The sequence below is a fragment of the Methylobacterium sp. B4 genome, assembly GCF_003201865.1.
Taxonomy (GTDB): Bacteria; Pseudomonadota; Alphaproteobacteria; order Rhizobiales; family Beijerinckiaceae; genus Methylobacterium.
Genome location: NZ_QJJJ01000006.1, coordinates 36,074 through 55,215, shown reverse-complemented (window position 1 = coordinate 55,215; position 19,142 = coordinate 36,074). Strand labels below are relative to the sequence as shown.

General features: G+C 70.0%; 20 protein-coding genes. 14 read left to right on the top strand and 6 right to left on the bottom strand.

The window, feature by feature from the left end:
• Nucleotides 1-34: 34 nt before the first annotated feature.
• Nucleotides 35-553 (top strand): winged helix DNA-binding protein, encoded by a 519-nt coding sequence (locus BY998_RS10415; protein ID WP_110351559.1) that lies wholly within the window; start codon nt 35-37, stop codon nt 551-553.
• Between the two features lie 151 nt (nt 554-704).
• Here the strand turns inward: BY998_RS10415 and pqqA (BY998_RS10410) are convergent, their stop codons facing one another.
• Together pqqA (BY998_RS10410) and pqqA (BY998_RS10405) are read right to left on the bottom strand one after the other, a co-directional pair.
• Entirely contained in the window at nt 705-794 is a 90-nt protein-coding gene (gene pqqA, locus BY998_RS10410; RefSeq protein ID WP_015857429.1) for a pyrroloquinoline quinone precursor peptide PqqA, read from the bottom strand.
• A gap of 60 nt (nt 795-854) precedes the next feature.
• A complete protein-coding gene (pqqA, locus tag BY998_RS10405) occupies nt 855-944 on the bottom strand; it encodes a pyrroloquinoline quinone precursor peptide PqqA (protein WP_015857429.1) in 90 nt (29 codons plus the stop codon).
• 522 nt (nt 945-1,466) lie between these two features.
• On the opposite strand from pqqA (BY998_RS10405), the gene serS reads away from it, so the two are divergent.
• The 4 genes from serS to BY998_RS10385 all read left to right on the top strand — a co-directional run bounded on the left by serS (nt 1,467) and on the right by BY998_RS10385 (nt 5,754).
• Entirely contained in the window at nt 1,467-2,753 is a 1,287-nt protein-coding gene (gene serS, locus BY998_RS10400; RefSeq protein ID WP_110351558.1) for a serine--tRNA ligase, read from the top strand.
• Nucleotides 2,753-3,517, top strand: a complete 765-nt coding sequence (surE, locus tag BY998_RS10395) for a 5'/3'-nucleotidase SurE (protein WP_110351557.1) — start codon at nt 2,753-2,755, stop codon at nt 3,515-3,517. The genes serS and surE overlap by 1 nt, the downstream gene beginning before the upstream one ends.
• 27 nt (nt 3,518-3,544) lie before the next feature.
• Nucleotides 3,545-4,243: a methyltransferase domain-containing protein gene (locus BY998_RS10390; RefSeq protein WP_110351556.1), complete on the top strand. Its 699-nt coding sequence runs from the start codon at nt 3,545-3,547 to the stop codon at nt 4,241-4,243.
• 158 nt (nt 4,244-4,401) lie between these two features.
• Complete coding sequence (locus BY998_RS10385) at nt 4,402-5,754, top strand: M23 family metallopeptidase (RefSeq protein WP_110351555.1); 1,353 nt, start codon at nt 4,402-4,404, stop codon at nt 5,752-5,754.
• 78 nt (nt 5,755-5,832) lie between these two features.
• Here BY998_RS10385 and BY998_RS10380 read toward each other — a convergent pair whose 3' ends face one another.
• Nucleotides 5,833-6,723, bottom strand: a complete 891-nt coding sequence (locus BY998_RS10380) for an ATP-binding protein (protein ID WP_110351554.1) — start codon at nt 6,721-6,723, stop codon at nt 5,833-5,835.
• A gap of 226 nt (nt 6,724-6,949) precedes the next feature.
• On the opposite strand from BY998_RS10380, the gene yajC reads away from it, so the two are divergent.
• The 5 genes from yajC (at nt 6,950) to BY998_RS10355 (ending at nt 11,368) form a co-directional block, all read left to right on the top strand.
• Nucleotides 6,950-7,282 (top strand): preprotein translocase subunit YajC, encoded by a 333-nt coding sequence (yajC, locus tag BY998_RS10375; RefSeq protein ID WP_110351553.1) that lies wholly within the window; start codon nt 6,950-6,952, stop codon nt 7,280-7,282.
• 97 nt (nt 7,283-7,379) lie between these two features.
• Entirely contained in the window at nt 7,380-8,987 is a 1,608-nt protein-coding gene (secD, locus tag BY998_RS10370; protein WP_110351552.1) for a protein translocase subunit SecD, read from the top strand.
• A gap of 99 nt (nt 8,988-9,086) precedes the next feature.
• Nucleotides 9,087-10,031, top strand: coding sequence for a protein translocase subunit SecF (gene secF / locus BY998_RS10365; RefSeq protein WP_110351551.1), 945 nt, complete (start codon nt 9,087-9,089; stop codon nt 10,029-10,031).
• 8 nt (nt 10,032-10,039) lie between these two features.
• Nucleotides 10,040-10,438, top strand: coding sequence for an MTH938/NDUFAF3 family protein (locus BY998_RS10360; protein WP_110351550.1), 399 nt, complete (start codon nt 10,040-10,042; stop codon nt 10,436-10,438).
• Between the two features lie 30 nt (nt 10,439-10,468).
• Nucleotides 10,469-11,368 carry a phytoene/squalene synthase family protein gene (locus BY998_RS10355; protein WP_110351549.1) on the top strand — a complete coding sequence of 300 codons (900 nt, stop codon included), beginning with the start codon at nt 10,469-10,471 and terminating at the stop codon, nt 11,366-11,368.
• A gap of 88 nt (nt 11,369-11,456) precedes the next feature.
• On the opposite strand, the gene BY998_RS10350 is transcribed toward BY998_RS10355, so the two are convergent.
• Nucleotides 11,457-12,380: a manganese catalase family protein gene (locus BY998_RS10350; RefSeq protein WP_110351548.1), complete on the bottom strand. Its 924-nt coding sequence runs from the start codon at nt 12,378-12,380 to the stop codon at nt 11,457-11,459.
• A gap of 257 nt (nt 12,381-12,637) precedes the next feature.
• Between BY998_RS10350 and BY998_RS10345 the strand changes: the two genes are divergently transcribed.
• Entirely contained in the window at nt 12,638-14,380 is a 1,743-nt protein-coding gene (locus BY998_RS10345) for an L-lactate permease (protein ID WP_110351547.1), read from the top strand.
• A 107-nt stretch (nt 14,381-14,487) separates the two neighbouring features.
• Here BY998_RS10345 and BY998_RS10340 read toward each other — a convergent pair whose 3' ends face one another.
• Complete coding sequence (locus BY998_RS10340; RefSeq protein ID WP_110351685.1) at nt 14,488-14,949, bottom strand: DUF983 domain-containing protein; 462 nt, start codon at nt 14,947-14,949, stop codon at nt 14,488-14,490.
• A 172-nt stretch (nt 14,950-15,121) separates the two neighbouring features.
• Here BY998_RS10340 and BY998_RS10335 point away from each other — a divergent pair, with 172 nt between their 5' ends.
• On the top strand, nt 15,122-15,676 hold the full coding sequence (locus BY998_RS10335; RefSeq protein WP_110351546.1) for a GNAT family N-acetyltransferase: 555 nt from the start codon (nt 15,122-15,124) through the stop codon (nt 15,674-15,676).
• A 130-nt stretch (nt 15,677-15,806) separates the two neighbouring features.
• The gene (locus tag BY998_RS10330) at nt 15,807-16,538 is read left to right on the top strand and encodes a response regulator transcription factor (protein ID WP_110351545.1); all 732 of its coding nucleotides are present in this window, start codon (nt 15,807-15,809) and stop codon (nt 16,536-16,538) included.
• A gap of 179 nt (nt 16,539-16,717) precedes the next feature.
• Here the strand turns inward: BY998_RS10330 and BY998_RS10325 are convergent, their stop codons facing one another.
• Nucleotides 16,718-17,593, bottom strand: a complete 876-nt coding sequence (locus BY998_RS10325; protein WP_110351544.1) for a DMT family transporter — start codon at nt 17,591-17,593, stop codon at nt 16,718-16,720.
• A 109-nt stretch (nt 17,594-17,702) separates the two neighbouring features.
• Here BY998_RS10325 and BY998_RS10320 point away from each other — a divergent pair, with 109 nt between their 5' ends.
• Nucleotides 17,703-19,115 (top strand): PLP-dependent aminotransferase family protein, encoded by a 1,413-nt coding sequence (locus tag BY998_RS10320; RefSeq protein ID WP_110351543.1) that lies wholly within the window; start codon nt 17,703-17,705, stop codon nt 19,113-19,115.
• Nucleotides 19,116-19,142 lie beyond the last annotated feature (27 nt).

The following is a 19,142-nucleotide window of genomic DNA, read 5'->3' as shown; positions in this document are numbered from 1 at the left end:
AAGAGCCGGCGCGAACCGACAGGAAGGCACGACGATGAGCACGAAGGCCGCCAACACCGCCCTCAAGACCTCCGAGACCGCCCCCGAGGCCCAGGGCGCCGCCGGCTCCTACCTCGAGGCGCTGCACCTCGTGGAGCGTCTGCACCGCCGCCTGCTCGACGTGATCAAGGACGAGTTCGACCGGCGCGGCCGCGAGGACGTCAACAGCGTCCAGGCCCTGCTGCTCTACAACATCGGCGACAAGGAACTGACCGCCAGCGAGCTGCGCTCGAAGGGCTACTATCTCGGCTCGAACGTGTCCTACAACGTCAAGAAGCTCGTCGAGGCCGGCTTCCTTCACCATGCCCGCTCCAAGACGGACCGGCGCTCCGTGCGCATCAGCCTGACGCCCAAGGGCCGCGAGATCCACGACCTGATCCAGGGCCTCTACGACAAGCATGCCCGCACGATCCAGCCGATCGGCGGCATCTCCGAGGACGATTTCGGCCGCCTCAACCAAGCGCTCGCCCGCCTGGAGCGCTTCTGGACCGACCAGATCCGCTACCGGCTCTGATCGCGGACGATCATCGGAAAGCGGAAAGGCCGGAGGGTTCACGCGAACCCTCCGGCCTTTCCGCTTTTTTGCTGCCTACCCGAACGAAAAAGGGCGCCGCCCTTTCGGACGACGCCCCTTGGATCACCGGGTCAGCCCGGCGACAACCTTCTTAGTTGAAGGTGTCGATCTCGGCGGACTCGTAGGAGGTGACTTCCATGCCGACGCAGATCTCGGCAACGACGGGGGCGGACCACTTCATGACGTTTCTCCTGGTAGGACGTTGAATGAAACCGAGCCGGCAGGGCCGGCGACAGCCTTCTTAGTTGAAGGTGTCGATCTCGGCGGACTCGTAGGAGGTGACTTCCATGCCGACGCAGATCTCGGCAACGACGGGGGCAGACCACTTCATGGCGTGTCTCCTGATAGTGATTTGAATACGAAGGTCGATGTCTCGACCGGCCCAACCTCGAACTGAGATGGTGGCCGCTCGGTCGCGGGTCCCTCGTGTTCGACGCCCTTGATATAGACAATCCGTTGGGCGCAATTCAAGCGGACCCTACACTTATATTTCTCATAGTTCGGCTTGAAGGAGGCCTAAGCCGGCGACGCCCGGTTGCAGGAGCGGGCATTGCGCGTGAAAAAGTGCTGGTCTTTCAGAGATATGGTGCCGACGCGGTTTCTGTGCAAGCCGGCGGGTGGGAGAGGCCGCTCGGGATATTGCCGGATTATCCCGAGCATTTTTGCAGGAATTCTTGCCTCGACCGAGGGGGCGAGCGCAGGGGAGGCGGGCGAGCGGCGGATCGGGGCCGCGCACGCGGAGAAACCCGCGCCGCGGGGCGCGATCCCGGGTGCCGGCGCCCCGCTCTTGTGATGCCGGGGGCGATGCGGCAAAGCGGGTCCCTCGCGCGCCTGAGACCTCACGAGCCCCGAAATGCACGACATCCGCGCCATCCGCGAGAACCCGGAGGCCTTCGACCGCGATCTGGAGCGCCGCGGCCTCGCGCCGCTCAGCGCCGAGCTGATCGCCCTCGACGACGCGCGCAAGGGCGCCGTCTCGGCGGCGCAGGGCGCCCAGGAGCGGCGCAACGCGCTCTCCAAGGAGATCGGTGCCGCCAAGAAGGCGAAGGACGAAGCGCGCGCCGCCGAGCTGATGGCCGAGGTCTCCCGCCTAAAGGAGGAGGCGCCAGGCCTCGAAGCCGCGCAGGGCGAGGCGGCGAAAGCTCTCGATGAACGCCTCGCCGCGATCCCGAACCGGCCGAAGGACGACGTGCCCCCCGGCGCCGACGAGCACGGCAATGTCGAGTATCGACGCTTCGACTCCTCGCGCGAGCGCTTGGCGGAGGGCCGCCAGCATTTCGAACTCGGCGAGGCCACCGGGCTGATGGATTTCGAGGCGGCGGCCAAGCTCTCCGGCTCGCGCTTCGTGGTGCTCAAGGGCCAGCTCGCCCGGCTGGAGCGAGCGCTCGGCCAGTTCATGCTCGATCTGCACACGGGCGAGCACGGCTACACCGAGGTGGTGCCCCCGATCCTCGTGCGCGACGAGGCGATGTTCGGCACGGCGCAGCTGCCGAAGTTCCGCGACGACCAGTTCGCGGCGGGTGACGGCTTCTGGCTCATCCCCACGGCGGAGGTCCCCCTCACCAACCTCGTGCGCGAAAGCATCCTGGCCGAGGACGAGCTCCCCCTGCGCTTCACCGCGCTCACCCCCTGCTTCCGCGCCGAGGCTGGGGCGGCCGGGCGCGACACCCGCGGCATGCTGCGCCAGCACCAATTCAACAAGGTCGAGCTGGTCTCGATCACCGCGCCCGAAAAATCGGCGGAGGAGCACGAGCGGATGCTCGCCTGCGCCGAGGCGGTGCTGAAGAAGCTCGACCTGACCTACCGGGTGATGACGCTCTGCACCGGCGACATGGGCTTTGCCTCCCAAAAGACCTACGACATCGAGGTCTGGGTGCCGGGCCAGAAGACCTATCGCGAGATCTCCTCCTGCTCGGTCTGCGGCGATTTCCAGGCGCGGCGGATGAACGCGCGCTACCGGGCCAAGGAGGGCAGGGCGGTCAACTTCGTCCATACCCTGAACGGCTCCGGCGTCGCGGTCGGCCGCGCGCTGATCGCCGTGATGGAGAACTACCAGAACCCCGACGGCAGCGTCACGATCCCGTCGGCGCTCCAGCCCTACATGGGCGGCCTCACCCGGATCGAGGGACCGAAGAACTGATGCGCATCCTGGTCACCAACGACGACGGCATCCACGCGCCGGGCCTGGAGGCGCTGGAAGGCATCGCCCGCGCGCTCAGCGACGACGTGTGGGTGGTCGCCCCCGAATCCGACCAGTCGGGCGTGTCGCACTCGCTCTCGCTGAACGATCCCCTGCGCCTTCGGCAGATCTCCGAGAAGCGCTTCGCGGTGAAGGGCACGCCCTCCGATTGCGTGATCATGGGGATCGCCCACATCCTCAAGGACCACCGGCCGGACCTTGTGCTGTCGGGCGTCAACCGCGGCCAGAACGTGGCCGAGGACGTGACCTATTCGGGCACCATCGCCGGGGCGATGGAGGGCACCATCCTCGGGGTGCGCTCGATCGCGCTCAGCCAGGCCTACGGCGCGGGCGGGCGGGCCAACCTGAAATGGGCCTGCGCCGCCGAGCACGGGCCGCGGGTGATCCAGAAGATCCTGGAGATCGGGATCGAGCCCGGCATCCTCGTCAACGTGAACTTCCCCGATTGCGAGCCCGGGGAGGTGAAGGGCGTGGCGGTCTCCGCCCAGGGCCAGCGCAACCAGGCGCTCCTGCAGATCGACGCCCGCCACGACGGGCGCGGCAACCCCTATTTCTGGCTCGCCTTCGCCAAGGCCCGCTTCGAGCCCGGCAACGGTACGGATCTCAAGGCCATCGCCGAGAACCGCATCTCGGTGACGCCGCTGCGGCTCGACCTCACCGACGAGCCGGAACTGACCCGCTTCGCCAAGGGCTTCGAGGGGTGAGCGCCCGCCCGGGCCCGGGCGGCGCGCATGGCGTCTGAGGCCGACGAATCCGACGGGCTCGCCGAGGGGCTGGCGCACGCGACGGGCAACGCCGCCTTCGTGCTGTCCCTGCGCGAGCGGGGCGTGCGCGACACCGCCGTGCTGCGGGCGATGGAGCGGGTGCCGCGGGAGCGCTTCGCCCCGCCGGGCCTGCTCGCCTACGCCCGGCAGGACATCGCCCTGCCGCTCGCCTGCGGCCAGACCATGAGCGCGCCCAGCGTCGTCGCGGCGATGCTCGGCGCCCTCGATGTGCGGCCCGGCGCGCGGGTCTTGGAGGTCGGCACCGGCACGGGCTACGTCACCGCCCTGCTGGTGCGGCTCGGGGCCGTCCACGTGCGGAGCGTGGAGCGCTACGACGGGCTGGCCCGCGCCGCCCGCCAGAATCTCGGGCGCGACCTGAACGACGCCACCGTCGAGGTGGCCGACGGCCTCGCGCAGGAGGCGGTTCGCGGGGAGACCTTCGATCGCATCCTGATCAACGGCAGCCTGGAGGCGCTGCCGCCGCACCTGCCCGCCGCGCTCGCATCCGGCGGGCGGCTGGTGGCGGGACTGTGGACGGGGCGGGCGAGCCGGCTCCTGACGCTGGCCCGCGATGGCGCGGCCGCCTTCGCGCGCACGGAAGGGGTGGTGCTGCGGCTCGGACCGCTGACGCCGGGGCGGGCGCTCGCCCCCTCGCGCACCGCCTGAAGCGGCCCTCGAACCGGTGCTCCGCCCGTGTCCGGGGCGTCCCAACCCTCGCGGTCCCGGCGTGAAACTGAACGCTGCGCGCATCTCGGGAACGGATGCTTAACCTGAATCCCGTTTGAATGCGGCATCAGGTTGCGTCAGGTCAAACGGGTGCGTCGATGCGGGTTCGGGGGACGGTTCTGGGCTTGAGGACGCTGTCGCGCTTCGCCCTCATCGGAATGATCGGCGGCGGGACCGCCGCCTGCTCGTCGGACGCGTCGCGCCTCGGCGATCCTTTCTCCAACCCGTTCGCGTCGCTGACGGGTGAGCCCTCCGCCACCGGCAGCCTGCCGGAGGGCGGCGAGCCGGAGATGGCACCGGCCCCGGCGATCCGCACGCCGCGGGTCCAGTCCGAGGCGCTGCCGGCCCCCGGCGCGTCGATGTCGCCGCGCCCCGCCGCGCCGCGTCCCACGGCGATCGGCCCGGCTCCGGCCCCGACCGCGACCCGCGTGGCCACTGCCGAGTCGTTCGGCGGCAACGTGTCGGGCCTGAACCCGGATTCCGGCCGCGCGATGACGCCGCGCGCCTCGGCCCCCGTGCCGCAGCCCAAGCTCCAGTTCGGCAAGCCCGTCGACAAGGCTGCCGAGAGGGCTGCGGAGAAGCGCGCCGCCGAGGCCGCGGCCGCGAAGGCCACGGAGGCCCGCCGCGAGGCCGAGCGTCAGGCCGCCGCCGCCAAGATCGCCGAGGCCAAGGCGGCCGAAGCCAAGGCGTCCGAGAAGGCCGCCCAGGCCAGGAAGCTCGCCGACGCCAAAGCCGCTGAGGCCAAGAAGGCGGCGGATGCCAAGGCGCATGCGCGCCCGGGCCAGAAGGCCCCCGAGAAGGTCGCCAAGGTCGAGGCCAAGCCGGATCCGAAGGAGGCCGCCAAGGAAGCCGCGAAGGCGGAGGCGGCCCGCAAGGCCGAGGCCGAGGCCAAGCAGGCCAAGGCGGACGCCGCCAAGAAGGTCGCGGAGGCGCGCGCCGCCGAGGCTGCGGCGAAGGCCGCCGCCAAGGAAGCCGCCAAAGAGACGGCGAAGGCTCCGGTGAAGGAGTCCGCCCCGGTGAAGGTGGCGAGCGCCGACGCCTCCGCTCCGATCCCGGCGGCGGCCCCGCCCGCCCAGCAGGCGGCGGAATCCTTCCGCTGGCCGGCCAAGGGCCGGATCATCAACGCCTACGGCTCGAGCGGCAACGAGGGCATCAACATCGCCGTGCCCGAGGGCACGCCGGTCAAGGCGGCCGAGGACGGCACCGTGGCCTATGCGGGCTCGGACGTGAAGGGCTACGGCAAGCTGGTTCTGGTGCGGCACAACAACGGCTACGTCTCGGCCTACGCCCATAACGGCGAGCTGGACGTGCGCCCCGGCGAGAAGGTCAAGCGCGGCCAGACGATCGCCAAGTCCGGCGCCACCGGCAACGTCACCTCGCCGCAGCTCCACTTCGAGATCCGCAAGGGCGCGACCCCGGTCGATCCGATGCCGCATCTCGCCGGCAACTGATTTCTCAACGCATCGACGGACGAAGGGCGGCCCCGCGAGGGGCCGCCCTTTTCGTTCGAGCGAGCGGATTGGACGAGGCTAGCCCTCCAGCCGCTGGCCCAGCCGTCCGGCCAGATCCTGGATGAACTGGAAGGCCGTGCGTCCCGAGCGCGAGCCGCGGGTGGTGGCCCATTCGAGCGCCTCGGCCCGCAGCCGGTCCGGCTCCACCGTCAGGCGGTAGCGCTCCACATAGGCGCGAATCATCGCCAGATATTCGTCCTGGCTGCATTTGTGGAAGCCGAGCCAGAGGCCGAAGCGGTCGGAGAGCGAGACCTTCTCCTCCACCGCCTCGCCGGGATTGATCGCGGTGGAGCGCTCGTTCTCGACCATTTCGCGGGCGAGCAGGTGGCGCCGGTTCGAGGTGGCGTAGAACAGGACGTTCTCCGGGCGTCCCTCGATGCCGCCGTCGAGTGCGGTCTTGAGCGACTTGTAGGAGGTGTCGTCGGCGTCGAACGAGAGGTCGTCGCAGAACACCAGCCAGCGGTGGGGATCGCCGCGCAGCAGGCTCATCAACTCGGGCAGCGCCTCGATGTCCTCCCGGTGGATCTCGACGAGCTTCATCGGCAGCGTGTCGGCGGAGCGCCGGGCGTTGATCTCGGCATGGGCCGCCTTGACCAGCGACGACTTGCCCATGCCGCGCGCGCCCCAGAGCAGGGCGTTGTTGGCCGGAAACCCCTTCGCGAAGCGCTCGGTGTTCTCCACCAGGGTGTCGCGGGCGCGGTCGATCCCGGTGAGGATGCCGATCTCGACCCGGTTGACCCGCGGCACCGGAATCAGCCGGCGCTCGGGCCCACACAGGAAGGCGTCGGCGGCGCCCGTATCGACCCGCGGGACGGCGGGTGGGGCTGCGCGCTCCAGGGCTGCGGCGATCCGCTCCAGGAGCGGGAGAAGGCGGGGGAGGGGATCGGCGGGCGTCGGCTCGGAGGCCATGGCGAGTGTCCGGTCTCGGGGGAGGGCGCCTTGTAGGCCGAGGAGGCCGGACAGGGGAACCTCGCCGTCGCCGATCCGGATGCGGCCGCCTGCCGTTGCTTTCGAGTCGCCCCTCGCTATAGTCCGCGCGCTTTTCGGCAAGCCATTCTCGGCAGGTCCGTCGTCGTAAGGCTCCGGCGCCGCCGGGCCTCACGGGCCGCTTGCCCTCGATCAGGAGTCACCCGCGTTGATCACCCCCGCCTTCGCGCAAGGAGCCGGTGCCGGAAGCGGCATGGACGTCGCGTTGCAATTCGTGCCCTTCGTCCTGATCTTCGTGATCATGTACTTCCTGATCCTGCGCCCGCAGCAGCGCCGGCTCAAGGATCACCAGAACATGGTCAAGAACGTGCGCCGCGAGGACACGATCGTGACCACCGGAGGTCTGATCGGCCGGGTCACCAAGGTGTCCGACGAAGGCTCCGAGATCGAAGTCGAGATCGCCCCGAACGTGCGCGTGAAGGTCGTCCGCTCGATGATCTCCGAGGTCCGCGTCAAGGGCGCGCCCGTCAAGGCCTCCTGAGGGCAAGAGCTCCTGAGGGCAAGAGCTCCTGAAGGACGGCGTAAGCGTGCCGGGCGTCGACGCCCGGCACCAATGACAAAAAGTCGGAATCGGGCGGATGCTGCGTTTCACGAGAACCAAGATCGTCGCGACGCTCGCCGTCATCCTGATCGGCCTCAGCCTCGCGGTGCCGAGCTTCGTGCCGGCCGACAGCCGCAAGGCCTTCATTCAATCGCTGCCCTCCTGGTTCCCGAGCTGGATCATCCCGCAGCGGGCGATCGTGCTCGGCCTCGACCTGCAGGGCGGCTCGCAGATCCTGCTGGAGATCGACCAGCCGGATCTGGTCCGCTCGCTGACCACCGGCCTGCGCGACGACGTGCGCCGCATCCTGCGCGAGGCCTCGGTCTCGCCGGAGGGCGGCATCCGCGTGATCAACCGCGGCGTCGAGCTGCGAATCCCCGACGCGGCGGCCCGCGCCAAGGTGATGCCGAAGCTGCGCGAACTCGCCCAGCCCATCAACAACCCGCTCGCCGGCCCCGGCGGCGGCCAGACGCTGGCGGTCAACGAGGCCGAGAACGGCACGATCCAGCTCACGCTCACCGATGCCGGCATCAACGACCGCACCCGCCGCGCGGTCAGCCAGGCGATCGAGGTCGTGCGCAAGCGCATCGATTTCGGCGGCACCAAGGAGCCGTCGATCCAGCAGCAGGGCGCCGACCGCATCCTGGTGCAGGTGCCGGGCCTGCAGAACCCGCAGGAGCTGGAGGACCAGCTCGGCAAGACCGCCAAGCTCGAATTCCGCATGCTGGCCGATTCGCCCTCGGGTGACGTCGACATGCTGCCCTCGAAGGACGAGGGCGGAGCCAAGGTGCCGGTCGAGCGTCGCGTCATGGCCGATGGCAGCGACCTCACCGACGCGCAGCCCGCCTTCGACCCGCAGACCCACGAGCCGATGGTGAGCTTCAAGTTCAACCTGCGCGGGGCCCAGCGCTTCGGTCAGGCGACCTCCGAGAATGTCGGCCGGCGCATGGCGATCGTGCTCGACGGCGTGATCCAGTCCGCCCCCGTGATCCGCTCGGCGATCACCGGCGGCTCGGGCCAGATCACCGGCAACTTCACCGTCAAGGACGCCAACGACCTCTCGGTGCTGCTCCGCGCCGGCGCGCTGCCGGCCAAGCTCACCGTGGTCGAGCGCCGTGTGGTCGGACCGGGCCTCGGCCGCGACTCGATCGAGGCCGGGCAGAAGGCCACCCTGGTGGCGGCCGGGCTCGTCATCATCTTCATGTTCGCGACCTACGGCGTGTTCGGCTTCATCGCCAACATCGCGCTCATCGTCCATGTCGGCCTGATCCTCGGCCTGATGTCGGTGCTGGAGGCGACCATGACGCTGCCGGGCATCGCCGGCATCGTGCTCACCATCGGCACCGCGGTCGATTCCAACGTGCTGATCTACGAGCGCATGCGCGAGGAGGCCCGCTCCGGTCGCTCCCTGGTCTCGGCGCTCCAGGCGGGCTTCGACCGAGCCTTCGCCACCATCATCGATTCGAACTCGACCATGGCGATCGCCGCGCTGCTCCTGTTCTTCATGGGCTCCGGCCCGGTGAAGGGCTTTGCCGTGGTGTTCATCCTCGGCATCCTCACCACGGTCATCACGGCGGTGACGCTGACGCGCATGATGATCGCAGTGTGGTACAACGTGTTCCGGCCCAAGGCCCTGCCGTTCTGAGGAGCGCGCTGACCGCGCTCCCCTCCGGCGCCGGCCCCCCGGCCGCGCCATGCTACTCTCAGGGGGGCGCCCGGCGCTTCCCACGCTTCGAGACCGACCATGCGCCTCCTTCGCCTCTGGCCCGACGAATCGCATTTCGACTTCATGCGGTTCCGGCGCTTCACCTTCCCGCTCTCGGCGCTCGTGTCGGTGGCGACCGTGGTGCTGTTCCTCACGGTCGGCCTGAATTACGGCATCGACTTCAAGGGCGGCACCCTGGTCGAGCTGCAGGCCAAGGCCGGCAGGACGGCGGATGTCGCGGAGATCCGCCACACCGCCAACGGCTTCGGCTTCGGCGAGACCGAGGTGCAGGAACTCGGCGGCGAGGGGCAGGTGCTGGTGCGCTTCCCGCTCCAGGCCGGCGAGCAGGGCCAGACCGCGGTGATGCAGAAGGCGCATGCCGCCTTCGACGCCGGGTACGACTTCCGCCGCACCGAGACCGTGGGTCCGCGCGTCTCGGGCGAGCTGGTGCAGTCCGGCACGGTCGGCGTCGTGCTCTCGGTGCTGGCGGTGCTGCTCTACCTCTGGTTCCGCTTCGAGCGGGAGCTGGCGCTCGGTGCCATCGTCGGTACCCTGCACGACATCGTTCTCACCGTCGGCGTCTTCATCGTCTCCCGCATCGAGTTCAACATGACCTCGATCGCCGCGATCCTGACCATCGTCGGCTACTCGCTCAACGAGACGGTGGTGGTGTTCGACCGGACCCGCGAGCTGATGCGCCGCTACAAGACGATCCCCGTGGTCGAGCTCCTGAACCTCTCGATCAACTCCACCATGTCGCGCACGGTGATGACCTCGCTCTCGACGACCCTGTCGCTCGTGGCGCTGGTGCTGTTCGGCGGCGAGGCGATCAAGGGCTTCGCCGTGGTGATGCTCGCGGGCGTGGTGATCTGCACCTACTCGGCCATCTTCGTCTCGACGCCGTCGCTGATCTATATCGGCCTGCGCCTGTCGGGTGCGAAATCGTCGCAGCGCGAGGCCGGCCTGCCTCAGGCGGCCGAGTAGGACGCGGCGTGAGCGAAGCGCGTCATCCCGGCCAGATCCACGACGGCTTCCTGCCCGGCCGTCACGGCATCGACGCCTACGGCAATGGCGGCTTCCGCTTCGGGCAGATGTCCCATCGCGGCTCGATCCTGCTCCTGCCCTCCGGAATCCGCGCCTGGGAGGTGGATGCGCCCGCCGCCATCGACGCGCGCAGCCTCGCCCCGGTGCTGGCGGAGGCCGAGGGCATCGAGCTGCTTCTTATCGGTACCGGCGCCGACATCGTCTTCCTGCCCGATCCGCTGCGCCAGCGCCTCAAGGCCGCGGGCATCGGCGTCGATGCCATGCAGACGGGAGCGGCGGCGCGCACCTACAACATCCTCATGGCCGAGAACCGCAAGGTCGCGGCCGCGCTGATCGCCGTCGCCTGATCCTCCTCACCGCCGCATGAGCCCCGCTCCATGACGCGCCCCGAGACCCGAACCGAGACGAGCAGCCCCGAGGCCGGCAGCGCCGGCTTGGCCTTCGCGTTCCGGCACTGCGAGGAGCTGGTGCGCGAGGGCGATCCGGACCGCTACTTCGCCACGCTCTTCGCGCCCGCCGCCTTCCGCCCGCATCTCTACGCGCTCTCGGCTTTCAGCCTCACGGTCGCCCGGGTCCGCGGGGCGGCCTCGAACCCGATGGCGGGGGAGATCCGCCTGCAATGGTGGCGCGACGCACTCCAGGGCGAGGCGCGCGGCGACGTCCGGGCCAATCCGGTCGCGGCGGCCCTGGAGAACGCGATCGTCGGGCGCCGCCTCGGGCGCCAGCCCTTCGTGGACCTGATCGACGCCCGCGTCTTCGACCTCTACGACGACCCGATGCCCCGGGTGAACGACTTGGAGGGCTATTGCGGCGAGACGGCCTCGGCGCTGATCCGCCTGTCCGGGCTGGTGCTCGCCGACGGGGCCGAGCCCGGCGGGGCGGCGGCGGCCGGCCATGCGGGCGTGGCCTACGGCATCACCGGGCTCCTGCGGGCGCTGCCCTGGCACGCCCGGCAGGGACAGGTCTACCTGCCCGGCGACCTGCTGCGCCAGAACGGCGTCACCCGCGAGGACATCGTCTCGGGCCGCGGCGGCCCCGGCCTCGTGCGCGCCTGCGCCGAGCTGCGGGCGCTCGCGCGGCGGCACCTGGAGGCTTACGAGGCGGCGCGCGCCACCATCGCGCCCGCGGCCCGGCCCGCCTTCCTGCCGGTGGCGCTGGTCGAGCCCTATCTCGCGGTCATGGAGCGACCCGGCTACGACCCGCTCAACAGCCTGATCGAGATCCCGCGCTGGCGCCGCCTGTGGCGTCTGTGGCGGGCGGCGCGTAAGGGGCTGTGATTTCCCGGTCGATCTCGCGGGATAGAATGCGTTCTCTCGGATGACGGCGCGGGGCGTGAATGCAAATCACGCCCCGCGCCGCATGGCCTCAGCGGGCCTTCTTCGTCAGCTTCTGGGCGATCTCGAACATCTCCTCCGGCGCGTAGTCCGGCGAGAAGGCGGAGGGGACGCCGGTGAGCTGGTGGATCTTGCCGCCATCCGGCATGCCGTCGACGACCTCGAGTTCGCCCGGCGGGTCGCCCGGCAGCGCCTGCTCGCCGTTGCCCCAGAGGCCGGCGATGTCCTTGTAGTCGTTCGGGCTCCAAGTATAGAGTCGGCGGTGAGAGCCCTCTTGGAGGTATTTCTGGCATTCCGGGATCTTGTCGAGGACGATGTTGGGCGTCGGCAGGAATTTCTCGATCTCGACGCCGGTGATCTGCTTGAGCGCCAGCGCGTAGGCGTGGGCGTGGACCGAGCCGCGCACGAGCAGGTAGCCGCAGACCTCGCGGCCCGTGGGGTCCGAAAGGGTCTCGTAGACCCGCAGCTTGTGCAGCCGCGCGCCGCATTCGAGGTGAAAGTTGTGCAACAGGTCGACGACGACGTTGCCCGTCGAGGTGATGAAGTCGTTGTTCCAGGAGGCACCGTTGCTGTTGATCGGCGCGGCGCCGCCGCCGTTCGACAAGAAGGCCGCCGCGAGCCGGATGTCCTTCATGTCCTCGAAGGGCGCACCGGAGATGTCGCCTCCATCCGTCTTGTCGCCATCGTTGTCGGGGCCGTTGTTGAGCATGGCGACGCCATTGCTCACCAGCTCCACGTGGCCGAGTTCCTCCGCCGTGATGCTCGACACCAGGCTGTAGAACGGCTTGAGCTTGTCCTTGCTGCGGAAGTTGAAGCTCTGGAACATGTAGTTCCCGAGCGTGGACATCTCGCCGTATTTGCCGCCGAGCAGTTCCTGCAGCGCAGCCGCCGCGTTCGGATCCCGACGCTTGGGTGCGGGCAACTCGGCCTGCAGCTTGTCGACGCGCATGAACATGGGGAAGGCTCCCTGGCCTCTGAAGTCGTGGCGGGGGAACCGTGGGGCGCCCTCCCTGTTCCGGGCCGCGCCCGATTAAGGCAGGTAAAATGCGTGCCCTTGACCGCCGCGGCGGGCCTGGCGGGGGCTAACCTGATGCAGATCCACGACACTTGCCCTGGATACATGATTACGTGCGTTGAGCGGGATTAACGGCTCTGCTAGCACCCAAGGCTAGGCCCGGCACAAGATCCGGGCATCGGAGGAGGGCGCCGCCCGTGACACCCTGGAATCAGGTCTACGATCCATTCGGGAGCCAGTGGCTCTCGACCTTCGTCGCGTCGCTGCCGGTCATCGCCCTGCTCGGCATGATCGCCAGCGGCAAGATCAAGGTCCACATCGCCGCTGTTCTCGCCCTCGTCGTCGCCTTCCTCGTGGCGGTGGTCGCCTTCGGCATGCCGACGGATCTCGCCGTCCGCGCCACGATCCTCGGCGTCGTCACGGGCATGTTCCCGATCGGCTGGATCATCCTCAACGTCATCTTCCTCTACCGCCTGACGGTGGAGAAGGGCTGGTTCGCCGTCCTCCAGCAATCGGTGGCCGGCATCACCGAGGACCGGCGCATCCAGCTCCTGCTGGTGGCCTTCGCCTTCGGTGCCTTCTTCGAGGGCGCGGGCGGCTTCGGCACGCCGGTGGCCGTCACGGGCGCCATCCTGATCGGGTTGGGCTTCTCGCCGCTGGCCGCGTCGGGCCTCTCGCTCATCGCCAACACCGCACCGGTCGCCTACGGTGCGCTCGGCGCCCCGGTTCAGGGTCTGGCCTCGGTGACGGGCTACGACCCCTACGTGCTCGGCGCGATGATCGGCCGGCAGCTGCCGTTCTTCTCGGTGATCGTGCCGTTCTGGCTGATCTGGGTGTTCGCGGGCTTCCGCGGCATGATGGCGATCTGGCCGCCGATCGCGGTCTGCGGCGTCTCCTTCGCGCTCGCCCAGTTCCTGATCTCGAACTACATCAACCCCTGGATCGTCGACATCGGTGCCTCGCTGGTCTCGATGGCCGCCCTCGTCGCCTTCCTCAAGGTCTGGCGTCCGGCCCAGGTTTGGACCTCCCCGGCCCTGCGCGGCCACGACCCGTCGATCGGCTACGGCGCGCCCAAGCCCGCCTCCCTCGGCGCGGGCGTCCCCGGTGACCTGCCCAAGGTGCATCTGGGCGGCCGCACCGCCTCCTCGCAGGAGATCTTCATGGCCTGGGTGCCGTGGATCATCCTCTCGATCATCGTCGCGATCTGGGGCACCGGCTGGTTCAAGGGCATCGTGAACCCGATCTTCTCGTGGAAGTACGAGGTGCCGGGCCTGCACAACATGATCATGAAGGTGCCGCCCGTGGAGGCCGCGCCCAAGGCCGAGGCCGCGATCTTCAACTTCACCTACATGTCCTACACCGGCACGGGCGTGCTGTTCGCCGCGATCATCTCCGGCCTGATCATGCGCTTCTCGCCGGTGCGCCTCGTCACCGCCTACTTCGAGACGATCTGGGTGCTGCGCTACTCGCTCATCACCATCGCCGCGATGCTGGCGCTGGGCGTGCTCACCCGCTACGCGGGCGTCGACGCCACGCTGGGTCTGGCCTTTGCCGGCACGGGCATCCTCTACCCGTTCTTCGGCACGCTGCTGGGCTGGCTCGGCGTCGCGCTGACGGGCTCCGACACGGCCTCGAACGTGCTGTTCGGCGGCCTGCAGCGGATCACCTCGGAGCAGCTCGGCCTGTCGGGCATCCTGATGGCCTCGGCGAACTCGTCCGGCGGCGTGATGGGCAAGATGATCGACGCCCAGTCGATCGTCGTCGCCTCGACCGCGACGGGCTATTTCGGCCAGGAGAGCAAGATCCTGCGCTTCGTGTTCTGGCACTCGATCGTGCTGGCCTGCCTCGTCGGCGGCCTCGTGATGCTCCAGGCCTACGTCTACCCGTTCACCGAGATGGTGATCCACCCGCCGGCGAACCTCGCGCCCGCCGCGCACTGACGCCCGGTCGCACCGGCCGCGAAGAAGAGCCTGCCCCGTCCCACGGGGCGGGCTTTTTCTTGGTTCGGTTCCTTGGTTCGGTTCCTTGGTTCGACTTCTGGACCCGGTCAGCGGATGCCGGATGCGTCCGTCTCGACGGTACTCGTCTTCGCCGCGTCGGCGGGCGGCGCGGGTCGGGCGAGCCGCCCCTCCTCGGCCCGGTGCACGTACTGGCTCGCCACCAGCCATCCCTTGAAGAAACGCAAGGGGAGCGTGCAGGTGATCAACACCACCGGCAGCGTCAGCACGAAGTGCAGCCAGAGCGGCGGATCGTAGGTGAGTTCCAGCCACAGGCCGAAGGCCACCGCGGGAATCGCCGTGGTCATCATCACGAAGAAGGCCGGGCCGTCGGCCGGGTCGGCGAAGGAGAAGTCGAGCCCGCAGGCGTCGCAGGCCGGGGCGATCTCCAGGAAGCCCTTGAACAGGTGGCCCCGGCCGCAGCGCGGGCAGGCGCTGCGCGCGGCGACACTGAGCGGCGCCTGGGGTTCGAAGCGGGTGTCACCCCGGATCTCGTCGCGGGTCTCGGTCATCGGGATCTCCTCGCAGGGCAACCGGCGCCCGCCGCGATGGTTCGCACCTCGGGCCGCAGGTCTCCCATGCCGGGCCGGACGGGTTTTTTCGAGCCGGGAATTTTTCGAGATGTGATGGATGAGGTGGGCGGCCTCGTTCGTTAACACCCTCATCTGCGCGCAAGACTCCGCCATGTTCTTCCGCCGCCCCCGTCGCGACAGCCTGACCGACCTGCCCGGTTTCGAGACGGCGCGCCTGTCGATCGCGCCGCTGGAGGCCCGGGACGCGCCGGCCCTGCGCGCCATCACCGACGATCCCGCCATCACCGGCGCCGTCGATTTCCTCGCCGATCCCTTCACGCTCGAGGATGCCCGGGCGCTGATCGGCTCGGCCCGGCACGGGCGCGACCGCTTCCTCGGCGCTTGGCATCGTGATCCCGACGGTCCCGGCGACCTGCATGCGAACGCTTCCCTCGTCGGCGTCGTCGGCGCGCATCTGCGCGGCGAGGGGGCGATCGAGATCGGCTACTGGATCGGAGGGGCCGCCCGCGGGCGCGGCTTCGGGGCCGAAGCCGTCTCGGCCACCGTCGCGTGCCTGCGCCGGCGCTTCCCGCGCCGGGTCGTGGTGGCCGAGTGCCGGCCCGGCAACGTCGCCTCCTGGGGCCTGCTGCACAAGCTCGGCTTTCGCGAGACCGGCTCGGAGGGGCATCGCCCCGGTCGCCGCCAGCTCGTCCTCGAGGGCGGGTGACGGGTTGGGCCGGGAAGCGCGAAGACGCGCGCGAAGGGGGTACGAAAGACCGGAAGCCGCGCCGGCCCAAATGCCTTAAAAGGGGCCGGGACAGAGGCCGCATGCCGGGGAGCGCGGCCCGCCGGAAGGCATGAACGCGATGATGGCTCACGCAGCATCGGACTTCGAGGACGGCCCCGGGGCCGCGGCACCGCTCAACGTCGAGAGCGCCCTGCGCCTCCTCGTCGTCGACGATCATCCGCTCTTCCGCGAGGCGCTGGCGAGCGCCATCGCCCTGGCCTTCCCCACGGCGGAACTGCACGAGGCGGACGGCATCCGCGCGGCCTGCGAGATCCTGGGCCGGAACCCCGCCATCGACCTGACGCTGCTCGACCTCTCGATGCAGGGCGTGACCGGCTTCGACGGGCTGGTGGCGATCCGCACCCGCTTCCCCCGGATCCCGATCCTGATCGTCTCCGGGCTCACCGAGCCGCGCATCATGCAGGAGGCCCTGCGCCACGGCGCGGCAGGCTTCGTGCCCAAGGCCGTGGACAAGGCGACCCTGACCCGGGCGATCTCCGAGGTGCTCGGCGGAGCCCTGTTCATGCCGCCCGACCTCGCCCCGCCCCCGGCCCCGGCGCGGGGCGGCGACAAGCCGCCGGTCGCCGAGCGCGTCGCGCGCCTGACCCCGCAGCAGATGCGGGTGCTCGCCATGATCCGCCAGGGCAAGCTCAACAAGCAGATCGCCCACGAATTGCAGGTCGGCGATTCGACGGTGAAGGCTCATGTCTCCGAGATCCTGCGCAAGCTCGAAGTCATCAGCCGCACGCAGATCGTGATCGAGACCGCCTATCTCGACTTCGATCAGGCGGGCGGCTTCTGAGATCGAGCGGTGAGCGCAAGGCGAGGATTCCAACGCCCAGCCCCCTCCCGAGGTGCGGCGCGCCGCGTCGCCCTCGAAGGACTCCGAGGATCGCGCGACAACGGGAGGCCTGCTTCGAGGCTACTTCCCAGCACCTCAGGACGAGGGCGTCGGATCGGAGGGGCCGATCGAGCGGGCTTTCAGGCGAATCGCTTGGCGCCGACGACGCAGAGCACCACCCCGGCGGCGACGGCGAGCATCGCGCCCTCCACGGGCTCGTGCAGCAGCAGGCCGGCGAGCGCGAGGCCAAGGAAGGGCTGGAGCAGCTGCAGCTGTCCGACACCGGCGATGCCGCCGAGGGCCAGCCCGCGGTACCAGAACACGAAGCCCACCAGCATGCTGAACACCGAGACGTAGGCGAGCCCGGCCCAGGCCGACGCGCCGATCCCGCTCCACGCGGCGGGGAGGGTGGCGAGCGCCAGCACGATCATGGCAGGAGCCGAGAGCACGAGCGCCCAGGAAATGACCTGCCAGCCGCCGAGCCGGCGCGACAGCAGCGCGCCCTGCGCGTAGCCCAGGCCGCAGAGCAGGATCGCCGCCGCCATCAGCAGGTCGCCCACCGGGTCGGTGCCCTCGCCCTGCGCGAGCGCGAAACCCGCCACCAGTAGGCTGCCCGCCACCGAGAACAGCCAGAAGGCCGGTCTCGGCCGCTCGCCGCCGCGCAGCAGGACGCCGAAGAGCGCAGTGGCCAGCGGCAGCAGGCCGATGAAGACGATGGAGCGGGCGGAGGTGATGTGCTGCAGCGCCACAGCCGTGAGCAGGGGAAAGCCGATCACCACGCCCAGCGCCACGACCGCCAGGGCGCCGAGGTCGCGCCGGCCCGGCCGCTTCTGCCGCAGCAGCGCCAGCAGCGCCGCCCCGAGCCCGGCGGCGATCACCGCCCGGGCCGAGGTCAGGAACAGCGGCGTGAAGCCGCCGACCGCTGCCCGCGTCGCCGGAAGCGATCCGCTGAAGATCACCACGCCGAGAAGGCCGTGACCCCAGCCCTCCCAGGATCTTTTGTCGTCTCGCCGCATCGCTCGTTCCCGGATTCGGCGCGACGGTAGGGAGCGGGCGCTGGCGGCGACAGGCACGGTCCCGTACGCTTTGCGCCGAACTGTATGGCTCGGTGGACCCGCACACCCGATGGATCGTGAGACGGAAGTCGCGGGCGGCCGTACCGGGGCGGTGATGGCGGCGATCCGCCAGAGGCTGGCCGCGCGCAGTCTGGCACCGGGGGAGAGGCTGCCCTCGATCCGGCGTCTGGCCGCGATCATGGGCGTCTCGCCCTCGACCGTGGTCGAGGCTTACGGTCGGCTGGCGGCGGAGGGGCTGATCCGGCCCCGACCGGGCTCGGGCTTCTATGTCTGCGGGGCGGTCTCGCCCCCGGCGCTGACCGAGGCGGAGCCCCGGCGGGACCGGGCGATCGATCCGCTCTGGATCTCGCGCCAGTCGCTCGATGCCGGGCCCGGCACGCTCAAGCCCGGCTGCGGCTGGCTTCCCGCCGAGTGGATGCCGAACACGGCGCTCCGCCGGGCCGTGCGTGGGCTCGCCCGGGCCGAGGACGCGGTGCTCACCGATTACGGGGCGACCCGCGGCATGCTGGCCCTGCGCCGCCTGCTCGTGCGCCGTCTCGCGGGGGAGGGGATCGAGGCGGGCGCGGAGCAGGTGCTGCTGACCGGCTCGGGCACGCACGCCATCGACCTGATCGGCCGCCTCCTGCTTCGGCCCGGCGACACCGTGATCGTGGACGATCCCTGCTACTTCAACTTCCAGGCCCTGCTGCGGGCGCACGGCGTGCGGATCGTCGGCGTACCCCACACCGCGACCGGACCCGATCCCGCGCGCTTCGCCGCGGCGCTGGCCGAGCATCGTCCGCGCCTCTACCTCACCAATTCCGCGCTCCACAATCCGACCGGCGCGACGCTCTCCCCCGGCATCGCGCACCGGATCCTGACGCTGGCCGCGGCTCACGACCTCATCATCGTCGAGGACGACATCTTCGCCGATCTGGAGCCCGAGCCCTCGCCCCGGCTCGCCGCCCTCGACGGTCTGAACCGCGTGATCCGGGTCGGAAGCTTCTCGAAGACGCTCTCCGCCTCGATCCGCTGCGGCTATGTCGCGGCGCGTCCCGACTGGATCGAGGCCCTGGTCGATCTTCAGGTCGCGACGAGCTTCGGCGGACCGAGTCCCGTGGCCGCCGAACTCGTCGCCGGGACGCTGGCCGACGGCAGCTACCGCAAGCATCTGGAGGGCTTGCGCCGCCGCCTGTCGCGGGCGCGCCGGGAGGCCGCCACCCGTCTCGCCGGCCTCGGCATCGAGCCCTGGCTCCTGCCGCGCGGCGGCTACACGCTCTGGTGCCGCCTGCCGGACGGGCGCGACGCGGCCGAAACCGCCCGCCGCGCTCTTCGCGACGACCTCGTCCTCGCCCCGGGCAACGTCTTCAGCGTGGCGCAGACGGCCGGCGGTTTCATGCGCTTCAACGTGGCGCAGATGTCCGATCCGCGGGTCTACGAGGGGCTGGCGCGGGCGCTGGCCGACGCGCCGTCCACCCCCTGAGCGGCTTCGCCTTCGATACGCGTCTTG